Origin of the sequence: Vibrio frigidus, from assembly GCF_042465995.1 — a bacterium.
GTDB lineage: Bacteria > Pseudomonadota > Gammaproteobacteria > Enterobacterales > Vibrionaceae > Vibrio.
Genome location: NZ_JBCDMC010000009.1, coordinates 1 through 19606 on the forward strand (window position 1 = coordinate 1; position 19606 = coordinate 19606).

Annotated in this window: 15 protein-coding genes; 10 read left to right on the forward strand and 5 right to left on the reverse strand. The window is 42.6% G+C overall.

All coding sequences use genetic code 11. The features are described from left to right. Positions 1-517: 517 nt before the first annotated feature. From rbsD to AACW90_RS15955, 6 genes are all read left to right on the forward strand, one after another. The gene (rbsD, locus tag AACW90_RS15930; RefSeq protein WP_390236346.1) at positions 518-937 is read left to right on the forward strand and encodes a D-ribose pyranase; all 420 of its coding nucleotides are present in this window, start codon (positions 518-520) and stop codon (positions 935-937) included. A 24-nt stretch (positions 938-961) separates the two neighbouring features. After that, complete coding sequence (gene rbsA / locus AACW90_RS15935; protein ID WP_390236349.1) at positions 962-2467, forward strand: ribose ABC transporter ATP-binding protein RbsA; 1506 nt, start codon at positions 962-964, stop codon at positions 2465-2467. Further along, on the forward strand, positions 2464-3450 hold the full coding sequence (rbsC, locus tag AACW90_RS15940; RefSeq protein WP_195705589.1) for a ribose ABC transporter permease: 987 nt from the start codon (positions 2464-2466) through the stop codon (positions 3448-3450). Before rbsA ends, rbsC begins: the two co-directional genes overlap by 4 nt. Before the next feature lie 61 nt (positions 3451-3511). Continuing rightward, entirely contained in the window at positions 3512-4390 is an 879-nt protein-coding gene (gene rbsB / locus AACW90_RS15945) for a ribose ABC transporter substrate-binding protein RbsB (RefSeq protein WP_275136984.1), read from the forward strand. Between the two features lie 235 nt (positions 4391-4625). Then, a complete protein-coding gene (gene rbsK, locus AACW90_RS15950; RefSeq protein ID WP_390236354.1) occupies positions 4626-5552 on the forward strand; it encodes a ribokinase in 927 nt (308 codons plus the stop codon). 28 nt (positions 5553-5580) lie between these two features. After that, complete coding sequence (locus AACW90_RS15955; RefSeq protein ID WP_390236357.1) at positions 5581-6585, forward strand: substrate-binding domain-containing protein; 1005 nt, start codon at positions 5581-5583, stop codon at positions 6583-6585. Between the two features lie 23 nt (positions 6586-6608). On the opposite strand, the gene AACW90_RS15960 is transcribed toward AACW90_RS15955, so the two are convergent. The 4 genes from AACW90_RS15960 to AACW90_RS15975 are packed head-to-tail and all read right to left on the reverse strand — an operon-like array spanning position 6609 to position 9888. Beyond that, positions 6609-7517 (reverse strand): amino acid ABC transporter permease, encoded by a 909-nt coding sequence (locus AACW90_RS15960; protein WP_390236360.1) that lies wholly within the window; start codon positions 7515-7517, stop codon positions 6609-6611. Positions 7518-7523: 6 nt separating this feature from the next. Continuing rightward, positions 7524-8330, reverse strand: coding sequence for a transporter substrate-binding domain-containing protein (locus AACW90_RS15965; protein WP_390236364.1), 807 nt, complete (start codon positions 8328-8330; stop codon positions 7524-7526). A 30-nt stretch (positions 8331-8360) separates the two neighbouring features. Further along, positions 8361-9155, reverse strand: a complete 795-nt coding sequence (locus AACW90_RS15970) for an amino acid ABC transporter permease (RefSeq protein ID WP_390236367.1) — start codon at positions 9153-9155, stop codon at positions 8361-8363. A gap of 1 nt (position 9156) precedes the next feature. Next, complete coding sequence (locus AACW90_RS15975; RefSeq protein ID WP_390236370.1) at positions 9157-9888, reverse strand: amino acid ABC transporter ATP-binding protein; 732 nt, start codon at positions 9886-9888, stop codon at positions 9157-9159. Between the two features lie 207 nt (positions 9889-10095). Here AACW90_RS15975 and AACW90_RS15980 point away from each other — a divergent pair, with 207 nt between their 5' ends. The 4 genes from AACW90_RS15980 (at position 10096) to AACW90_RS15995 (ending at position 18611) form a co-directional block, all read left to right on the forward strand. Beyond that, positions 10096-10728 carry a DUF2760 domain-containing protein gene (locus tag AACW90_RS15980; RefSeq protein ID WP_390236373.1) on the forward strand — a complete coding sequence of 211 codons (633 nt, stop codon included), beginning with the start codon at positions 10096-10098 and terminating at the stop codon, positions 10726-10728. Continuing rightward, complete coding sequence (locus AACW90_RS15985) at positions 10728-12614, forward strand: Hsp70 family protein (protein ID WP_390236376.1); 1887 nt, start codon at positions 10728-10730, stop codon at positions 12612-12614. The genes AACW90_RS15980 and AACW90_RS15985 overlap by 1 nt, the downstream gene beginning before the upstream one ends. A gap of 338 nt (positions 12615-12952) precedes the next feature. After that, the gene (locus AACW90_RS15990) at positions 12953-15781 is read left to right on the forward strand and encodes an Hsp70 family protein (RefSeq protein ID WP_390236379.1); all 2829 of its coding nucleotides are present in this window, start codon (positions 12953-12955) and stop codon (positions 15779-15781) included. A 388-nt stretch (positions 15782-16169) separates the two neighbouring features. Further along, a complete protein-coding gene (locus AACW90_RS15995) occupies positions 16170-18611 on the forward strand; it encodes a sensor domain-containing phosphodiesterase (RefSeq protein ID WP_390236382.1) in 2442 nt (813 codons plus the stop codon). Positions 18612-18689: 78 nt separating this feature from the next. Here the strand turns inward: AACW90_RS15995 and AACW90_RS16000 are convergent, their stop codons facing one another. Next, complete coding sequence (locus AACW90_RS16000) at positions 18690-19589, reverse strand: LysR family transcriptional regulator (protein ID WP_390236385.1); 900 nt, start codon at positions 19587-19589, stop codon at positions 18690-18692. Between the last annotated feature and the right edge of the window lie 17 nt (positions 19590-19606).

Below are 19606 nucleotides of genomic sequence, written 5' to 3' on the forward strand. Positions count from 1 at the left end.
CTGGTTGCTGCATTTTGGAACTCTAAAATTAGGGATCGTAGATGAAGTAGTTGGTCGAGTAATCCGGCCAACATAAGTGTTACCTATGTGACCGGTTTAAAGTGTTACCTATGAGGTCGGTAGTACACTACTTTGTCTTAAATTGTCGGCATTACCCTTCAGGGTGTGCTTTTTTTCTCGATTTAGGTTATTTAGTCTAGTGAGCTTCAATGAGTTTCATGCGAACCAGTTGTTTATTCTTTCCAATATTTACGTGCATTTCTTCTTATTAATACATCACTTAATTAGTGACCAATCTCTGTTTTTCTTTTCAAATTTTGAATTTTCATTAGACCTCCATCACACATTTATTTTTCCTATGAGGCAAAAAATAATTGAGCAGCTATATTCTATCGAAACGTTTCGATGGCGTTTTATTTGGCCTCATCGAAACGTTTCGATGATTAGTGAAAATCTTGTCAGATTTTTTCTAAATGAAAGATTCTCGTTTTGAGGGTTACACAATTAGGTCACCAATATGAAAAAAACACGCTTATTAAATTCTGAACTTTCTTATCTTGTCGCAACATTAGGGCACACAGATGAAATTACGATTGGTGACGCGGGATTGCCCATCCCAGAAGGCGTAGAACGAATTGACCTAGCGTTAACTCATGGTGTTCCTGGTTTTATTCAGACAGTGAAAATATTACTTAGTGAGTCTCAAATTGAAGGTGTCATCATTGCGGAAGAAACAAAACAAGTGAGTCCTGAGCTACATTCTCAGTTGCTTGAAGTAATTAAAAAAGACAGCCAGAGTACAGGTAAAGAAACAAACATAACTTATGTCTCTCATGAAGAATTTAAGGTTCACTCTTTTGACAGTAAAGCAATAGTAAGAACGGGCGAATGTACGCCTTATGCCAATGTAATTTTTCAAACTGGTGTCACTTTTTAAACGCAGACATTTCGAGGAAGAGTAATGACTCAACCAATTTTAGAGCTAACGGGTATAGACAAAGCCTTTCCAGGTGTGAAAGCGCTAGATAACGCTTGTCTCAACGTATACCCAGGTCGTGTTATGGCACTGCTTGGCGAAAATGGTGCAGGTAAGTCTACGTTGATGAAGGTGCTAACGGGTATCTATTCTTTAGATGCAGGAGACATCCGATATCAAGGCGTCAACGCGGCATTCCAAGGGCCGAAGCATTCTCAGGAAGCGGGCATCAGTATCATTCATCAGGAATTAAATCTTATTCCTGAATTAACGATCGCTGAAAATATATTTTTAGGCCGTGAAAGAGTATCACCATTAGGCCGTATTCGATGGTCTGAAATGTATAAAGAGGCGGATGCACTGCTTGCTCGTCTTAATGTCAAACATAGCTCTAAAGACCAACTTGGTTCACTGAGTCTTGGTGAACAACAAATGGTTGAGATCGCCAAAGCACTCTCATTTGATTCGAAGGTCATCATTATGGATGAGCCTACCGACGCATTAACCGATACTGAGAGTGAGTCACTGTTTGCGGTGATTGAGGAATTGCGCCAAGAGGGATGTGGCATTGTTTATATTTCACATCGTTTGAAAGAGATCTTCCAGATGTGCGATGACATTACGGTATTGCGTGACGGCAAGTTTATCAATCAATGTACGGTAGCGGAAACCAATGAGGATCTGCTCATTGAGATGATGGTAGGTCGTAAACTTGAAGAACAATATCCTCGAATCAATGCGGTTCATGGAACAACCTGTTTGGAAGTGAAAAATCTAACTGGTTCGGGTGTTAATGACGTTAGCTTTACATTAGATAGAGGTGAGATCCTCGGTATTTCTGGTTTGATGGGCGCAGGTCGTACAGAGTTAATGAAAGCGATATATGGGGCGTTACCAAAAGAGTCCGGCAAGGTGATGTTGGATGGGAAAGCTATCGAACCGCAAAACCCGCAAGAAGGGTTAGCACAAGGCATTGCCTATATCTCTGAAGATCGTAAAGGCGATGGATTGGTATTGAGCTTGTCGGTTAAAGAAAATATGTCACTTAGTTGTTTAGAACAGCTATCGAAAGGGATCCAAATTCAACACAAAGACGAAATTATGGCGGTCGAAGATTTTATTAACCTCTTTAATATTAAAACGCCAAGCCGCAACCAGATTATTGGCAATCTTTCTGGTGGTAACCAGCAAAAAGTGGCTATCGCGAAGGGGTTAATGACAAGACCAAAGGTGTTGATCTTAGATGAACCAACACGTGGCGTAGATGTTGGCGCCAAAAAAGAGATATACCAACTCATCAACAAGTTCAAGGCGGAAGGAATGAGCATTATATTAGTCTCTTCGGAAATGCCGGAAGTGCTTGGAATGAGTGACCGAATTATTGTGATGCACGAAGGCCACATCAGTGGTGAATTTGATGCAAAAGAAGCGGATCAAGAGAAACTTATGGCTTGTGCTGTTGGTAAAAAAGTAAGTGAGGTAGCAGCATGAACAACGATACAACAACCAAAAAGATAGAACCCATGCAAGATAGAAAACTATTTACTAAAGAGTGGCTAATCGAGCAGAAATCACTTATCGCATTGCTTTTTTTGATTGCAGTGGTTTCGTTTCTTAACCCATATTTTTTTACGATGGATAACATTCTCAATATTTTGAGACAAACATCCGTCAATGCAATTATTGCTGTAGGGATGACCCTTGTCATTCTCACCGCGGGTATAGATTTGAGTGTAGGGTCCGTAATGGCACTATGCGGAGCCTTTGCCGCGAGTTTAATTGCAATGGAAGTCTCGGTGTTTATCGCTGTCCCAACGGCACTTCTAGCGGGTGCGGCTTTAGGCGCAATTAGTGGGGTGATTATCGCCAAAGGTAAGGTTCAAGCCTTTATTGCCACACTGGTTACGATGACTTTATTACGTGGTGTGACGATGGTGTACACCGACGGACGACCAATTTCGACTGGATTTACTGATACCGCGGATACGTTTGCGTGGTTTGGTACTGGATATGCTCTAGGTATCCCAGTTCCGGTATGGATTATGGTTATTGTATTTTCGGCCGCATGGTATGTGCTAAACCACACGCGATTTGGTCGTTATGTATACGCCTTAGGTGGTAATGAATCAGCAACACGCCTATCTGGTATTAATGTTGATCGTGTAAAGATAGGTGTATACGCCATCTGTGGTCTACTCGCGGCTTTAGCCGGTCTTATAGTGACGTCCCGTTTGTCGTCGGCTCAGCCGACAGCAGGGATGGCCTATGAACTTGATGCTATTGCTGCCGTAGTACTCGGTGGTACCAGCCTAGCTGGTGGGCGTGGACGTATTATGGGGACCTTAATTGGCGCATTGATTATTGGTTTTCTTAATAACGCGTTAAACCTTCTAGATGTATCTTCTTACTATCAGATGATTGCCAAAGCTGTCGTCATTCTTCTGGCAGTTTTAGTTGATAATAAAAATAAATAACTCTACCAATATAGGGCTAAGGTGAACCTTAGTTCTCACTATGAAACAAAGGACTACAATAATGAAAAAGATCGCAACTCTTATCTCAGCCGCTGTTTTATCTGCATCAATGAGCACTACGGCGTTCGCTGAAGATACAATAGCAGTAGTAGTATCTACTCTAAACAACCCATTTTTCGTTTCCATGAAAGATGGCGCTGAGAAAAAAGCAAAAGAATTAGGCTATAAACTTATCGTTCTAGATTCACAGAATGATCCAAGTAAAGAACTTTCTAATGTTGAGGATCTAACGGTTCGTGGTGTGAAAGCAATTCTGATTAACCCAACAGATTCTGACGCGGTTTCTAATGCAATCCGTATGATAAACGGAACAAATATTCCAGTGCTTACTCTAGACCGTGGTGCAAGCCGTGGTAAAGTTGCAAGCCACATTGCATCAGACAATGTAGTTGGCGGTGAGCTTGCGGGTAACTTTATTGTTGAAGCTATTGGTGATAATGCGAAAGTTATTCAGCTTGAAGGTATCGCGGGTACTTCTGCGGCACGTGAGCGTGGTGAAGGCTTCATGAATGCTGTTAAAGGCAGCAAAATGGAACTGCTTGCTACTCAGCCAGCCGATTTTGACCGTACTAAAGGTTTGAACGTAATGGAAAACCTACTTGCTGCTAATCCAGATGTTCAAGCGGTATTTGCTCAAAATGACGAAATGGCATTGGGCGCACTTCGCGCGGTTCAAGCGTCAGGTAAAGACGTTATGATCATCGGTTTTGACGGAACAGATGATGGTATTGCAGCGGTTAAACGTGGCGACCTAGCAGCAACGGTTGCTCAACAACCTGAATTGATCGGTGCACTTGGTGTTGAAACAGCAGATAAAATCCTTAAAGGTGAGACAGTTGAAACGTACATCCCAGTACCTCTAAAACTTGTTCTTAAGTAAAACTAAAAATAGGTAATGTTGATAGATTGGATTCGTCATTAACTTTTTAAAAACCGTCGTTCCATTTTCCATTGGAATGACGGACATGATGACATTCGTTTAGTCGAGTCTATTCGCATTACTTACTACTGGGGAAACCCATCGGCAAGCTTTCCCGAAAATTAAATAATTTATTTATTTCAGTAAAGTAACTAAATTATTCGGTTTTATATCCTCTACTCAATAGGTTGAATGTATGAGTAAACTCATTGTTCTTGGCAGCGTTAATGCTGATCATGTTCTAAAGGTTCCATCTTTTCCTAGACCAGGTGAAACGCTTCACGGTGGTGGATATCAGGTGATTCCTGGTGGTAAAGGGGCCAATCAAGCAATCGCAGCAGTTCGATTAGGCGCAGATATTGGATTTATTGCGAGTGTAGGCGATGATGCGTTTGGTGTAGCGATCAAAAAGAGCTTCAAAGACGAAGGTATGAACACCGATGCCGTTTTGATTGAAGATAATACGCCAACAGGAATCGCAATGATTCAGGTTGCGGACACAGGCGAAAACAGTATTTGTATTTCTGCTGAAGCGAATGGCCGGTTGAATGCGGCACGAATTGCACCTTATCTTCCGTTAATTGAACAGGCAGATTTCTTGCTTATGCAGTTAGAGACGCCGATGGATGGGGTTGAATTGGCGGCGAAAACAGCTAAGTTGTCGGGAACAAAAGTAGTACTTAACCCTGCTCCGGCAACCATACTTAGCGATGGATTACTAAGTTGTGTCGATATCATCACGCCGAATGAAACCGAGGCGGAAATACTCACTGGCGTGACAGTGTTTGATGAGAAGTCTGCACAAGTGGCTTCAGATATTCTGCATGCTAAAGGCATCGAAACTGTGTTGATTACGTTAGGTGCTCAGGGCGTATGGCTTAGTGAAGAACGCGGTGAAGGCGAAATAATCTCTGGTTTTAAAGTTGATGCAACCGATACGACAGCGGCAGGAGATACCTTTAATGGCGGTTTAGTGACAGGATTGATGGATGGTATGGACCTAAAACAATCTGTCGTTCTGGCTCATGCTGCTGCCGCGATTTCGGTGACCCGTTTTGGCGCTCAAACTTCTATTCCAAGCAGGAAGGAAGTGGATGCATTCAGTGCTCAACACAATAGTTAAATCACTCTCAACAAACTAAGGCTGTCACATGGCTTCAATGAAAGATATTGCCAAACTAGCGGATGTTTCTACATCTACGGTAAGCCATGTTGTTAATCAGACTCGTTACGTAAGCGAAGAGATTACAACTCGAGTAAAACAAGCTGCTAAAGAGCTAAATTACTCTCCTTCTGCTCTTGCTCGCAGCCTTAAAATGAATCGCACTCGTACCATAGGTTTACTGGTCACAACCTCAACCAACCCCTTTTTTGGTGAAGTTGTAAAAGGAGTAGAAAGGCACTGCTATGAACAAGACTACAACCTAATCCTTTGTAATACAGAAGGGGATGATGCTCGAATGAAGGCGTCTATTAACACCCTTTTGGAGAAAAGAGTCGATGGGTTACTTTTGCTCTGTTCAAGTTTAGAGGGGAAATACCTAGATGTATTCGACCGATATCAGGATATCCCTACCGTGGTCATGGATTGGGGTGAAACCCATTTTCCGAGTGATAAAATTAAAGACAATTCGAGGCTTGGCGGCTACATGGCGGCTAAGCATTTAATTGACAATGGTCATCGTGAAATTGGGTGTATTACGGGCCCATTAGATCGTCATCAAGCCCAGATTCGTTTTGCAGGTTTTCAGCAAGCATTGGATGACGAAGGAATAGCACTGGAAGACAAGTGGGTCGTTCCTTCTAACTTCGAGTGTGATGGCGGATACGATGCATTTAATCTCCTTTATGAACGTGGTAAGTTGCCGAGTGCTATCTTTGCTTGTAATGACATGATGGCAATGGGCTTAATCAACGCCGCGAATGAAAAAGGAGTTAGAGTACCTGAAGACCTTTCGGTTATTGGCTATGATGATATTTATATCGCTAAATTTATGGTTCCAGCGCTGACAACTATCCACCAACCTAAATTTCGATTGGGTAAAACGGCCGTTGATACTTTACTTAAACGCATTGAAAAGCGAGCAGAGCAGATACAACAGGTTCAACTGGAGCCTACGCTAGTGGTTCGAAATAGTGTTAAATCGTTGAAATAAGTATTGCTGAACTAAGCACTTCGCTACTTTTGTAAGTGCTTTCGACTGTTCGCTTCAAGTTTGGAAAATAGCAGAGAGAGCCCGAAGCAGAGTACAAGATACGACAAACCGACCAACAACCATATCTCAAAAATCAATCCAGATGAATTTGCCATTTCTGTACCGACGAAAGTCAGTTCTTGAATAGAAATCAATGAAACAATAGAAGAGTCTTTTACGAGTGAAATAGCCTGCCCTGCCAACGGGGGCGCAATGGTACTTATTACTTGAGGCGCAATGACATAACGATATTTTGACCACGTAGATAAGCCTAATACGTCCGCGGCTTCCCATTGACCTTTTTCAATGTTCTCTAATCCGGCCCTCACAACTTCGGCGATGTAAGCGGCTGATAATAATCCGACGCAAAGAACACCAGAGAGTAAGTTTTCCCAAAGGTTTGCTTTTCCAAATAATATCGACTGAACAACATTCGTCCCACCTGAATGTTCTCTAAGCAGGGCGTCTAGGCCAAGCAATGGAATAAGTTGATTGGAAATGAAAAAGTAAAAAATAAACACAAAAACCAGCGGTGGGATATTGCGAATAAGCTGAATATAGGCGATAGCAGGTGCGCGAAATATCGATAGTGTTGAGTGTCTAGCAATACCTAATAGGACGCCAAGCAATAGCGAAAAAATAACACCCCATACACTCAATCGAAGTGTTGAAATAACACCCTGGAAAAAATAGGGTGTGTCTCCATTTGCTCTTGGAGTAAAAATAAGCTCAATAGCACCAGACCAGTTCCAATGATAGTTCACACCAATAGAGGACCGGTAGTAAAACCAGATGGCGGCAAACGCCATCAAGCCAAGTAGAAAATAATCTAATCGATTTAATCTTTTCGAGTTATGGGCCTTCGTTGGTCTTATTGAGCTTATTGTTTCCATTGTAGATTACTGTCCTTGAGCTACTTGGCTTTGCCAATCTAACGTAGAGAACCAATATTCGTATCGTTCAGCTAACCAACCATCTTCGGTTCGCTCTTTTATCCAGCTATCAAAGAACGCTTTTTTGTCGTCTTCACCGAGACGGACTGCAAATGCCTCGTTACCTTTTGACAGCCTTTCATTGAAAGGAAGGAAAAGGACATCTTGGTGTTTTAAAGCTTCATGTTCGGGTTTTGGGCTAGAGGCGATAACCGCGTGAGCATTGCCGTTCAATACTTCTTGGAATGCTTGCGCATCGTCATCAAATTGAAGAATCTTGGCTTTAGGAAAGGTTTCACGCGCCACTTGTACAGTGAATGCCCCACGACGTGCCGCAATTTTTACTTTGCGAGAATTAAAATCGCTTATTTGATCAAAGCCGGCGGCGAGTGTTTTATTCGCGGCGACTTGAACGCCTGAATGTGAATACGCGGCGCTAAAAAGAACGCTTTCGGCTCGTGCCGGCGTGATAGACATACCACCTATAATCACATCAAATTTCTTCGCCAAAAGTGCGGGGATAATGCCGTCCCATGCCGTTGGGATGAACTCAACTTTCCAGCCAGAATCTTTCGCTAGGCGGGTGGCTACATCGATCTCAAATCCAATCAATTCACCCTGTTTATTACGCATTGCCCATGGAACGAAGGTAGACATACCAACGCGTAACGTGCCACGTTGCTCAATCTTTTCGATGTTCACGTTATCTGCAACCGAAGGCAGAGATAGTAATGCCCCCAACATTGCAATCATTGCACTTTTTAATAATCTCATATTCCTACTCCGTGTTTTTTCGTTTGTCCATTATAGAGTTCGCCATTGGGCACCTAGCTTATGTTCTAGCCTTGCTGCGAATGCGGATAGTGAAAGGGTCAGGGCTAGATAAATAGCCGCAATAGTAAACCATATTTCAAATGGCATTGCCGTCTCAGAAACGATATTTCTCCCTTCTGTTGTAAGATCAAAGATTGCCATGACGCTAACAATAGATGAATTTTTAATCAGCGATACGACCTCATTTGTTAGTGGTGGTAGTGTTCTTTGAATTACCTGTGGCAATATAATGTCTCGATAACTATCGAGTGGCGAAAGTCCAAGTGAACGAGCGGCTTCGAATTGGCCTCGGGGAATACTGTTTAATCCTGCTCTGAATATTTCCGCTGTATAGGCTCCTTGGAATAACGCTAAGGCAAGTATGGCGGTTGAGAATCGGTCGAGTCCAATCACTGGACCAAAAATAAAGTAGAGCAGATATATTTGAACCAACAATGGTGTATTACGTATAAGCTCAATATACCCACGGGCAATGGCTCTGCCAACGATAGAGTCTGACAACCTAAGTAGAGCAGTGGTTAGTCCTAGTACGAGGGTTGCTAGCAAACTGAATACAGAAATACGTATGGTGACGAGAAGACCATCAACTAGCTCGGCTGACCACCATTCACCATCCTCGTAAAAAAATAGGTAATCGGGAATTCGCTCCCATTGCCAACGGTAACCCATAGACTCAGCGCCACTGTCTAAAAGCCAGATAATTCCGACGATTAAAACCGCAATTTGAAGCAGTGCTGAGAAAACGGGTCTGAGGATTTTAACCATATTAATGGCTTAATATCTGGTTTAAGAATGCACGTGTACGTGGCTGTTTTGGCGTGCTAAACAATTGCTCAGGTGGTGCTGTTTCGATGATTTCACCTTCATCCATAAAAATGACACGATCCGCGACTTTTTTAGCAAACCCCATTTCGTGGGTGACGCACACCATGGTCATGCCTTCTCTTGCAAGTTCAATCATCACATCTAACACCTCGTTGATCATCTCTGGGTCAAGTGCTGAGGTGGGTTCATCAAATAACATGATGGAAGGCATCATACAGAGAGAACGAGCAATCGCGACACGTTGTTGTTGCCCTCCAGAAAGTTGGATCGGGAATTTATCGGCTTGTTCGGCAATGTGTACACGATTTAGGAAATGCAGTGCACGTTGTTCGGCTTCTTTTTTGGAAAGCTTTAGCGTTCGGATTGGGGCCAGAGTAAGGTTGTCTAATACGGTTAAGTGAGGAAACAAATTAAAATGTTGAAACACCATGCCAACCAACCCCTTTTGTTTCGAAAGGTCTGTATTTCCTAAGACGTTGATACTGCCGGAATCAACCTGCTCTAGTCCGTTGATGCAGCGAATTAACGTTGATTTTCCTGAGCCTGATGGGCCACAGACAACCACTATCTCACCTTCAGCTACGGCAAGGTCGATTTTGGCTAATGCTTGAAAGTTGCCAAACCATTTATCAACACCTTTAAACTCGATGGCTTGTGAGTTTGACTTTGTCAATTTAGCTCCACTGTGTTTCATTTAATTATTACCATAGCAATATCAGCGAGATATTTCATTTATAGATTGGCATTTATAGCGAAATTTTGTCGCCCATATACACTTTAAATATGAGACAATGATCCCAATTATATGGTTATTGTGGGCAGCCGACGACAAAATCGCCTGTCAGTTACACCCAGAATTGTTATTTACAGAGAGCGAAAAATGACTTTTGATTTAAATCTGATACCTACTACCTTTGATATGTTGCATGGTGGCCTTGCTGCATCTTCTCTTATGCTGCTTATTGTTGCCATTTCTCGTCAATCTAAAGTGATTGAAAAAACGGTTGAGAAGCCCATCGAAAAGATCGTTGAAGTGGAAAAGCAAGTGGAGAAGATAATCGAAGTAGAAAAAATAGTTGAGGTTGAAAAGGTCGTTGAAAGAGTGATTGAAGTTGAATCACAATTGAAGACCGCTAGCACCGATTCTGCTATGCAATTACTTTCAATTATGCAGCAGGAAGCGAGGTTAATTGACTTCCTAAAAGAAGACCTAACTGGTTTTTCTGATGATGAAGTAGGCGCGGCAGCTCGTGTTATCCATTCAGGTGGCCAGAAAGTACTGTCTGAATATGTGGAGCTTTCTCACATAAAGAACGAGCAAGAAGAGACTCGAATTACCATCGAAGAAGGCTTTAACCCTCAAGCCGTTCGCCTAGTTGGTAATGTGACAGGTAGCGCACCATTTAGCGGTACGCTTATCCACAAAGGTTGGAGAGCAGATAAAGTGAATTTGCCTAAGCTCGCTAAAAACTATGATGCTGCCATTATTGCGCCTGCAGAGGTAGAGCTTTAATGGAAAATGATATACCTAAATACAGCGTTGGGATCGACTTAGGGACGACCCATTGCGTTTTATCTTTTGTTGAACTCAACAACGAAGACGCGACGGTGCAAGTACTTAATGTCCCTCAGCTTATCGCGCCGGGTCAGGTTGAGGAGAGAACTCAACTCGGATCATTTGTTTATCAGCCTTCAGAATATGAGATGGGGGAAGGCTCCCGCGTGCTTCCGTGGACCACGACACCGAGTGCCTTGGTGGGTGCCATAGCACGAAATCTTGGCGCGAAAACACCAATACGTCTAGTTGCTAGTGCAAAATCATGGTTGTGTCATGGTGGAGTGAACCGGCGTGAGGCGTTCCTTCCTCTAGGGAGCCCAGAAGAAGTTGCAAAGATATCGCCATTGCGAGCAACTGAGTTGTATCTAGAGCATCTAAAAGAAGCTTGGAATCATAAAAACCCTGAACATAAACTTGAAGCTCAAGATCTTACCCTTACCATTCCTGCTTCTTTTGACCCTGCGGCTAGAGAGCTTACCGCAGAGGCGGCACGGAACGTTGGCTTCAACCATTTAACACTGCTTGAAGAACCGCAAGCTGCATTATATAGCTGGATAAATAACAGCGAAGATCAATGGAGAAGTGAGGTTGATGTCGGCGATGTGGTTTTGGTCGTGGATATTGGCGGAGGGACTACCGATCTCTCTTTGGTTGCGGTAACAGAAGATGAAGGTAATTTAAGCTTAACTCGCGTCGCAGTTGGTGAGCATATATTGTTGGGTGGAGACAACATGGATCTTGCCCTTGCCTATCGTATTAAAATGAAAATGTCCCAAGAGGGTAAAGACCTGCAGCCATGGCAAGTTCAAGCAATAACGCAAGCGTGTCGTGACGCAAAAGAGACCTTACTCAACGATATGGAAATACAGTCTGTGCCTATCGTTATTCCGAGTCGAGGTTCAAAATTATTGGGTTCGACACTGAAAACCGAGCTGACCAAAGAAGAGGTTCAACAGACATTGGTCGATGGCTTTTTTCCACTGGTTCAAGTGCACGAACACCCTGTACAAAAAGCACGTAGTGCATTGACTCACATGGGGCTTCCGTACGCTCAAGACGCCGGAATAACTCGCCATATAGCCGCCTTTTTGTGTAAGCAAAGCAATGCAACTCAAGAGGTATTTGGTGGGTTTTATGGTGAGCAACCTGCCATTGATTTTATTAAGCCAACCGCCATTCTGTTTAATGGTGGTGTGTTGAAATCACACCTACTAGAAGCACGCCTTACCTCAACGATTAATGCATGGCTTGAGCAATCGAATCATCTTGAACAAGAGACCAGTTCTGAGCGATCAATATGCCAAGCGGCTAAGAAGCTGAGCGGTTTAGACCTCGATCTAGCCGTCGCTAACGGTGCGGCATATTACGGAGCGGTAAGGCAGGGTAAAGGTGTCCGCATTCGCGGTGGTATTGCCAGTAGTTATTACGTAGGCATCGAAAGCTCTATGCCTGCAATCCCAGGAATAGCGCCACCAATGGAGGCGATTTGTGTTGCGCCATTTGGTATGGAAGAAGGGTCATATTGTCAGGTTGAGAGTAAAGAATTTGGGTTGGTTATCGGTCAACCGGTTCAGTTTCAGTTTTATGGTTCTACTACTCGTCGTGACGACCAAGCCGGTACACATCTGGATTACTGGAGGCCAGAAGAGCTTGAGGAGCTTCCAGAGATTCAGGTTACGCTTAACGCATCAGAAGGACGAAATGTTGGCGAGATTGTTCCCGTTACGTTGGCGGCACGGGTGACCGAACTTGGTACGCTTTATTTGGAAGCAATGGCGAGTGATAACGGCCAGAAATGGCATGTAGAGTTTGACGTGCGTGACGTTTCAAACGCGGAATAAGCACCATAAGTAACGAAACATTTTAGTAATACGCCGAATAAAATCCGTTATCTTCACCATGTGACGATCGAATACCACCTAGATTCTCGTTTTCACGGAATGCTGCTCGGTTAAGGTTATTTATACCTGTCATCCTGACGAAAACTGACGTCATCCCCATGAAAATGGGGATCTAAACTCACCAAGATTCCCGTTTTTACGAGAATGACGAAGTATTTAGCACTAACCGAACAGCATAACGTTTTCACGGGAATGATGGTAAATTTATATAAAGCTCAATCCTCTGTTGACTGACTGACATTATTCGTCCGCAAGGATTTTTACCTAAAGGAAAACTCATGGCCTCTGCTCGTTATTTGGTTGGTATCGATTTAGGCACGACGAATATTGTTGTTGCATACAGCGAGATTACTGAATCGCTAAAAGATTCACCAATATCAATTTTTAAGATCGATCAGCTCGTCGCTCCCGGTGAAGTAAGTCGAAAACCTCTGCTGCCTTCTTTTCGGTTTCATCCTGCTAAAGAACAAGTTTCTGAAAATGATATGGTTTTACCTTGGGAAAATGTACCTGTCGAAGGCGATCTTAATCTTGCCATTGTTGGTGAATGGGCCAGAGAATTAGGATCAAAGGTAGAGGGGCGGCAGATCTCTAGTGCCAAAAGTTGGCTGTCGCATCAAGCGGTGGATAGAGAGTCGGATATTCTACCTTGGGTTGCGGGCAACGATGTCGATAAAGTCTCTCCCGTTACCGCCACCGCGAGCTACCTTAACCATGTACGGCAAGCTTGGAACTACCATAACCCTATCAATATCCTAGAAAATCAAGATGTGGTGATTACGGTACCGGCTTCATTTGATGAAAGTGCTCGAAAGTTGACGCTCCAAGCCGCAAAAAAGGCGGGTTTAAGCAAAGTTGTGCTGTTGGAGGAACCACAAGCGGTGTGTTATGACTGGTATGCACGCCATAGCGATTCAGCTAAATCAAAGCTAATAGATGTGCCTCTTATCTTGGTATGTGATGTGGGAGGAGGGACCACAGATCTCAGCTTAATTGAAGCGAATAATAACGGTGATGAACTGGCGTTGAACCGTATTGGGGTTGGTGACCACCTCATGTTAGGGGGCGATAATCTTGACCTTGCATTAGCGCACCTTGCAGAGCAACGATTTAACAAGGATAAAAAACTTAACGCGTCGAGCCTTTCTAAGTTAATTCAGCAAACGCGTAAGGCAAAGGAACAACTGCTGAGTAAAACCGATCAAGAGCAAGTTAAGATAACTATGTTGGGTGGCGGTTCTAGGCTTATTGGTGGTACCAAAAGTGTGGATTTATCGAAGCATGAAGTACATCAATTGGCGCTAGATGGTTTCTTTCCAAAGGTGAAGATAACCGATTTACCGGACAAAAGGCGTAAAGCAGTGATTGAATTTGGTCTGCCTTATGTTGCTGACCCGGCAATTACTAAACACATTGCTGAATTCATTTCTCAACATCAATCAGTTGCAAGGCATGCGCTTGGATTGGCTGCCACGAACGATGAAAAAAACGATCAGATCGTTGTCCCTGTAGGTATTCTGCTTAACGGTGGTGTTTTTAACAGTGAACTGGTTACTGAACAGGTCACCACTATCCTGAGTAATTGGCGGGGTAGCCCGGTTACCGTTTTAGATAACCCACACCCAGATCTTGCTGTGGCGTTAGGAGCGGTTGCTTTTGGTAAAGCGCGTCGTGGTGCCCAGTTAAAGATTGGAGGAGGGTCTGCTCGTTCGTATTTCCTACATTTGCCTGAGAAAAAAGGCTTTGGTAATGCTATTTGTCTATTAGCAAAAGGCATTGAAGAGGGGCAAGAAATCCGATTATCAGGACGGAAATTTGCACTGACTCTGGGTGAACCTGTTCGATTTAATTTGCTGACTTCTATCCACGATACGTTAAGCGATAATAAACCAGCCAATAATGGTGCAATGTATAAGGTAAATACGGATGTTTTCACGCCGTTACCACCTTATATTACTAGCTTAGAGCGCATGGAAGGTACAAAAGAACGCCAAGCGAATCAGAAGCAACGGGTTGAAGTTCAGTTGGCCTGCAAACTGACGGAGGTTGGTACACTACAACTGGAGTGCGTAAGTGCAGATGATGCAACCAATCGTTGGGCGGTTGAATTTGAGATAAGAAACCAAGCGGATGGGACTCAGGAATCGAAAACATCACATCCTAAGCTTAAAGCATCACTCGACCTTATCACCATGGCATATAGTGGAAATAAGAAAAACGCCGACCCTAAGGTTATAAAAACACTGGTGAAAGAACTCGAACAGAAACTTGGAAAAAGGGTTGATTGGGATTTTTCTACATCAAGGCAGATATTCGATGCCTTCTCTAAAGGAAGAAAACGCCGTCGTCGTTCAGAGCAACATGAAAAGAACTGGCTTCGACTTTCTGGTTTCGCACTTAGACCCGGATACGGCGATCCTACCGATGAATGGCGCATTGAGCAGTTGTGGGCACTATACCAACAAGGCATTCAGTATCAGAATCATCAAGGTTGGAGTGACTGGTGGGTATTTTGGCGGCGAGTCTCGGGAGGGTTAAGTGCGGATCAACAAGAAACAATCGCGACCGATATAGTGAAGTATTTGCACCCTGGCTCATTGCGAAACCCCAAGATGGCTAAAGAGGCGCAGGAAAAAGGTTACGAAGCAATGGTTCGGCTTGGCGCCTCTTTAGAGCTTTTGCATACCGAAGATAAGATCTTAATGGCAAAGTGGTTCCTGAACAAGGCCGTTAATGAAGCACAGCATTCTCAGGCCCATTGGTGGGCATTAGGCAGGATCGCTGCACGCCAACTTATGTATGGTAGCCAACACTCGGTATTACCACGCGAACAGGTTGAACAATGGCTGCCGACATTATTAGCGCAGAATTGGAATAAAGATCCTATCATCGGTTTTGCAACCGTGATGATGTGTCGTAAAACCGGCGACCGTTTATTCGATATTTCTGACGAATTTAGGCAGCAAGTTATTGAAAAGCTGCAACGAAGTAAATCGTCATCAGCATGGGTTGAACTAGTACAGCAAGTCAAAGAGATGGATGCATCCGAGTCAAAACAGGCCTTTGGTGATGCGTTACCACACGGGCTTCATCTTGTTAAGGATTGATACCAAACCGGAGAAGTGGATGTTCAAAAGTAAGAGTGAAGTGGAGCAGACATTAATCCGCATTTTTTGTCCTTAATTGGAGGTAAAGTGTTATATCGCTCACTCTTTAAAATGCATTCAGAGGCATAATCACCATTGAGCTTCTAATATAAAATTATCGATTAGAATTATTGAAATAATAGATGGTCTCTTTTTGAAACATCACGACAAGTGAATAGAGCAATTTTGTAAACTTAGGCTCGTGGTTTTTTTCTATTTATATTATCAAATCACGCTAAAACAAAAGAACGGTCACATTTAGATTAACTAATTGAAATAATAGAATAAAAATGCACTATTATTGAGAGTGATGATAGTGGAAAATTGTGACTGAATGAGGAAATGTGACATGTCAATGCTCAAACTTGTTCAAGAAGAGATAGTTGGATTTCATTCAAAACGTGAGATTTCTTGGACATGGAATACGGAAACGGAAGTGTTCACTATTGATTCTGTGCTAATCCGTCAGTATTTAATGATCAATAAAGAAATTGCAACCATCGAAGATTTTCTCGCACTTTTTAATAATGAAGATCAAAAACGAATTGTTGCGTTGCTAAAACGTGTCTATAGCGATGAAAAAATGGACCCAGTGAAGGCTTGCATTGCAACAGAAGATGCAAGTGTTAGCCTAAGTGTTGTTACTGCTATAAAAGTGTCTGAGGGCTTGATAGCAGGCTCCTTATTGCCGCTCTTCTTGTCACCAACACAAGAAGATATCTCAACTTTTTTTCATCAACTGTTTGAGAATGAACACCATGGGATGCTGATCACGGATGGCAAAACCAGAATAGTCGCTTGTAATACCGTATTTGAAAAAATGTCGGGCTATCGTATTGATGAACTTGTCGGGAAGAAAACATCAATCTTTAATGCCGGTAAACACGGACCGACATATTTTGAAGAAATGTGGTCCAAAATAAAACAGAATGGGTTTTGGAGCGGCTTGATTTTAAGTAAGCGAAAATCAGGTATTGTTGTGCCGGAAGAGTTATTGATTCAACGCATTACTTCTGTACGTGGCAATATTTATTACTTGGGAATGACCGTTGATTTGTCAGATACACCTTACCGAATTGCTGGTATTGAACACGGTGGTATTGAGCTCCTAACACAACTTCCAAGTGATGATGATTATTATCTGAGAGTGAAATCTACGTTTACTCACAAAGAAGAAACTCAGGGTTTGATGGTCATCTCTTTTGTACCCAACTTTGAGAGTGATGTCGAATTTGAATACAAAAAGCAGTTGGCCAATGCGTTTGATCGAGAGAATAAGAACATCATTGCCGGCTTTCTAAAAGCCAGTGTTTTTTCCATTGCAATTTTATACGAGCGTAGCCTGGATAAGCCTCACTCACTATCCATTTATGAAGCAATCCGAAGCTGTTTTAATGATATTAAATTACACATCGATGCCACTATTTATAAAAACATTTCTCAGCTATCCATTGGTGTTTCAGTTCTTGGTATGGATGCAACCTCTCCAAGTAGATTAATCTCCCATTCTTTAAAAGCGATGTATGAGAAGCATTCATCGGGAAGCAATCATATCTGTTTCTATAATAGAACGTTGCATGAGAAGATTAAGAGACGTGATAGCCTAGAAGCTATTGTGGTGGACTCAATCAAACACAATAAAATTGAAGTTTATTTTCAGCCGATCATTTGTACTGATAATTGGAAGGTAACGAAATTAGAAGCTCTCTGTCGATTTAGAGATGGAGAGAATAATATTCTCAATACTGAAGAGATGGTTAGGATTGCGGAAGATTTGAACATGGTTTCGCAACTCGATCTTGTGGTTGCAGAGATCGCACTTAATACCAGAGATCTACTGGTGCAGAAGTTTGGTTCAGATGTTGAGTTATCAATCAATATTTCACTTAATACTGAAAAATCGATTAGGTCGATATTGGGTGATCTAATCAATATGTGTGGAGGATACAGTCAACATATACCCTATACAATCATTGAGTTAACAGAAACAGCGTATTTTAATAGCGAAAATGAAGATGCGGAACAGTTATCTAAATTAAGAGAGATTGGTTTTAGGGTTGCGATTGATGACTTTGGAACGGGTTACTCTTCGTTTTCGTATCTCAAAAATAATAACTTTGATATTCTAAAAATAGACCGTGAATTTATAAAAGACTTGGTCTACGGATCGTCTAATTATCACATTGTTAAAATGATAACATCGTTGGCGCACACTCTAAATGTGCAGGTTGTTGCTGAAGGTGTAGAGAACCTATCGGAAGTCGTGTTGTTAGGTGATTTAAAAGTCGATTATATGCAAGGGTATTATTTCGAGAAGCCGTTACCATTTGATAAGTTGCAGCCAAACATAAATTATGTAAGAAAACTTAACGATTTAAAGGAAGTAAAGGGTACAGTTGTAGAATTAATTGCGTTTCCACCAACGCTATCGCCCGGGTGTAACCTTGGCGAAGTTAGAGAAATATTTAGTAATACTAACTTCACCACGCTTCCCGTTATTGTTGATGATAAATGTGTCGGGTATCTAACCCGTGAAATTTTCAATTTACATGCCTCGACGTCTCTAGGGACGGCAACTGAAACGATGCAAGACTATCGTTCATTATCAAAGCCCGTTAGTGCGATGATGAATGCAAAATTTGTCGAGATTCATAAAACGGTAGGGCGTGGTGAAATTCATGAGAAGATTAAGAATAAAAACAAGTTCCCTTGGATAGCCATTGATGATTCTGGTGAATATTTTGGATTAGTCGATGTTTTGAGTGCCGTACAGTTTATCAATGAGCATTGATATGTCGTAAACCGTATCCAATTTTTTTGATTTGGTGCGGTTTTGTCGAACTAGCATCAGCATCAAAAAATCGGGTTTCTATTTGGCTCTATCCCAATACGGCGGGTTGCCATAGTAATCTGCAAAGTAATCGATGAAGGCTCTTACTTTCGGAGCTAGCAGGCGTGAACTCGGGTACACCGCCCAAATAGCAGAATCTGATGCTAATGGGTAATCTTTAAGTATCTGAATCAACTCACCGCTTTCAAGTTGCTTATTTACACACCATGTAGCGGTCAATGCTATCCCTAACCCATGAACACAAGCGTCTCTAACCGCTTCGCCATGGTCAGTCCTCAAATTGCCTTTGGTTTTGATGTTCAGTTCACCATCTGGGGTGTCGAATAACCAGTTTTCAAGCCCCATCAATTTAATGCATTGATGATTATTAAGATCTTCTGGGGATTCGGGTTGCCCATAATTTGCTAGGTATTCTGGAGAGGCGCAGATAATACGTTTATCAGAGGCTAGTTTACGTGCGATTAAACTAGAGTCTTTTAATTCTGCATTTCGAATCGCAATATCAAACCCGCCTTCAACAAGGTCGACAATGGAATCCGTTAACCGCAAGTCGATAGAAAGTCGAGGATGGAGAGCGAGGAACTCCTTAAGTGCAGGTAGCAGGTGCATTCGACCAAAAGATGCGGGTGCAGTAATTCGCAAAGTGCCTTGTGGTAATATGTTACCGACACCTATTGATGCTCTTGCAGCCTCAATCGTGGCAAGGACTTCCTCTGCATGAGGAAGAAAATCGATTCCCTCCTCAGTGAGTGAAACCTTCCTTGTGGTTCTGTGGACAAGGCGAACACCGAGGCCTTCCTCAAGTTTATTTACATGAGAACTGGCCACCGCAGGAGACAAGCCGAGCTCTTGGCCTGCTTGGCTAATATTGTTGGTGGCGGCGAGTCTTACAAACAACCTAAGGTGCTCAATATTCATTATTAATTAAATAGTAG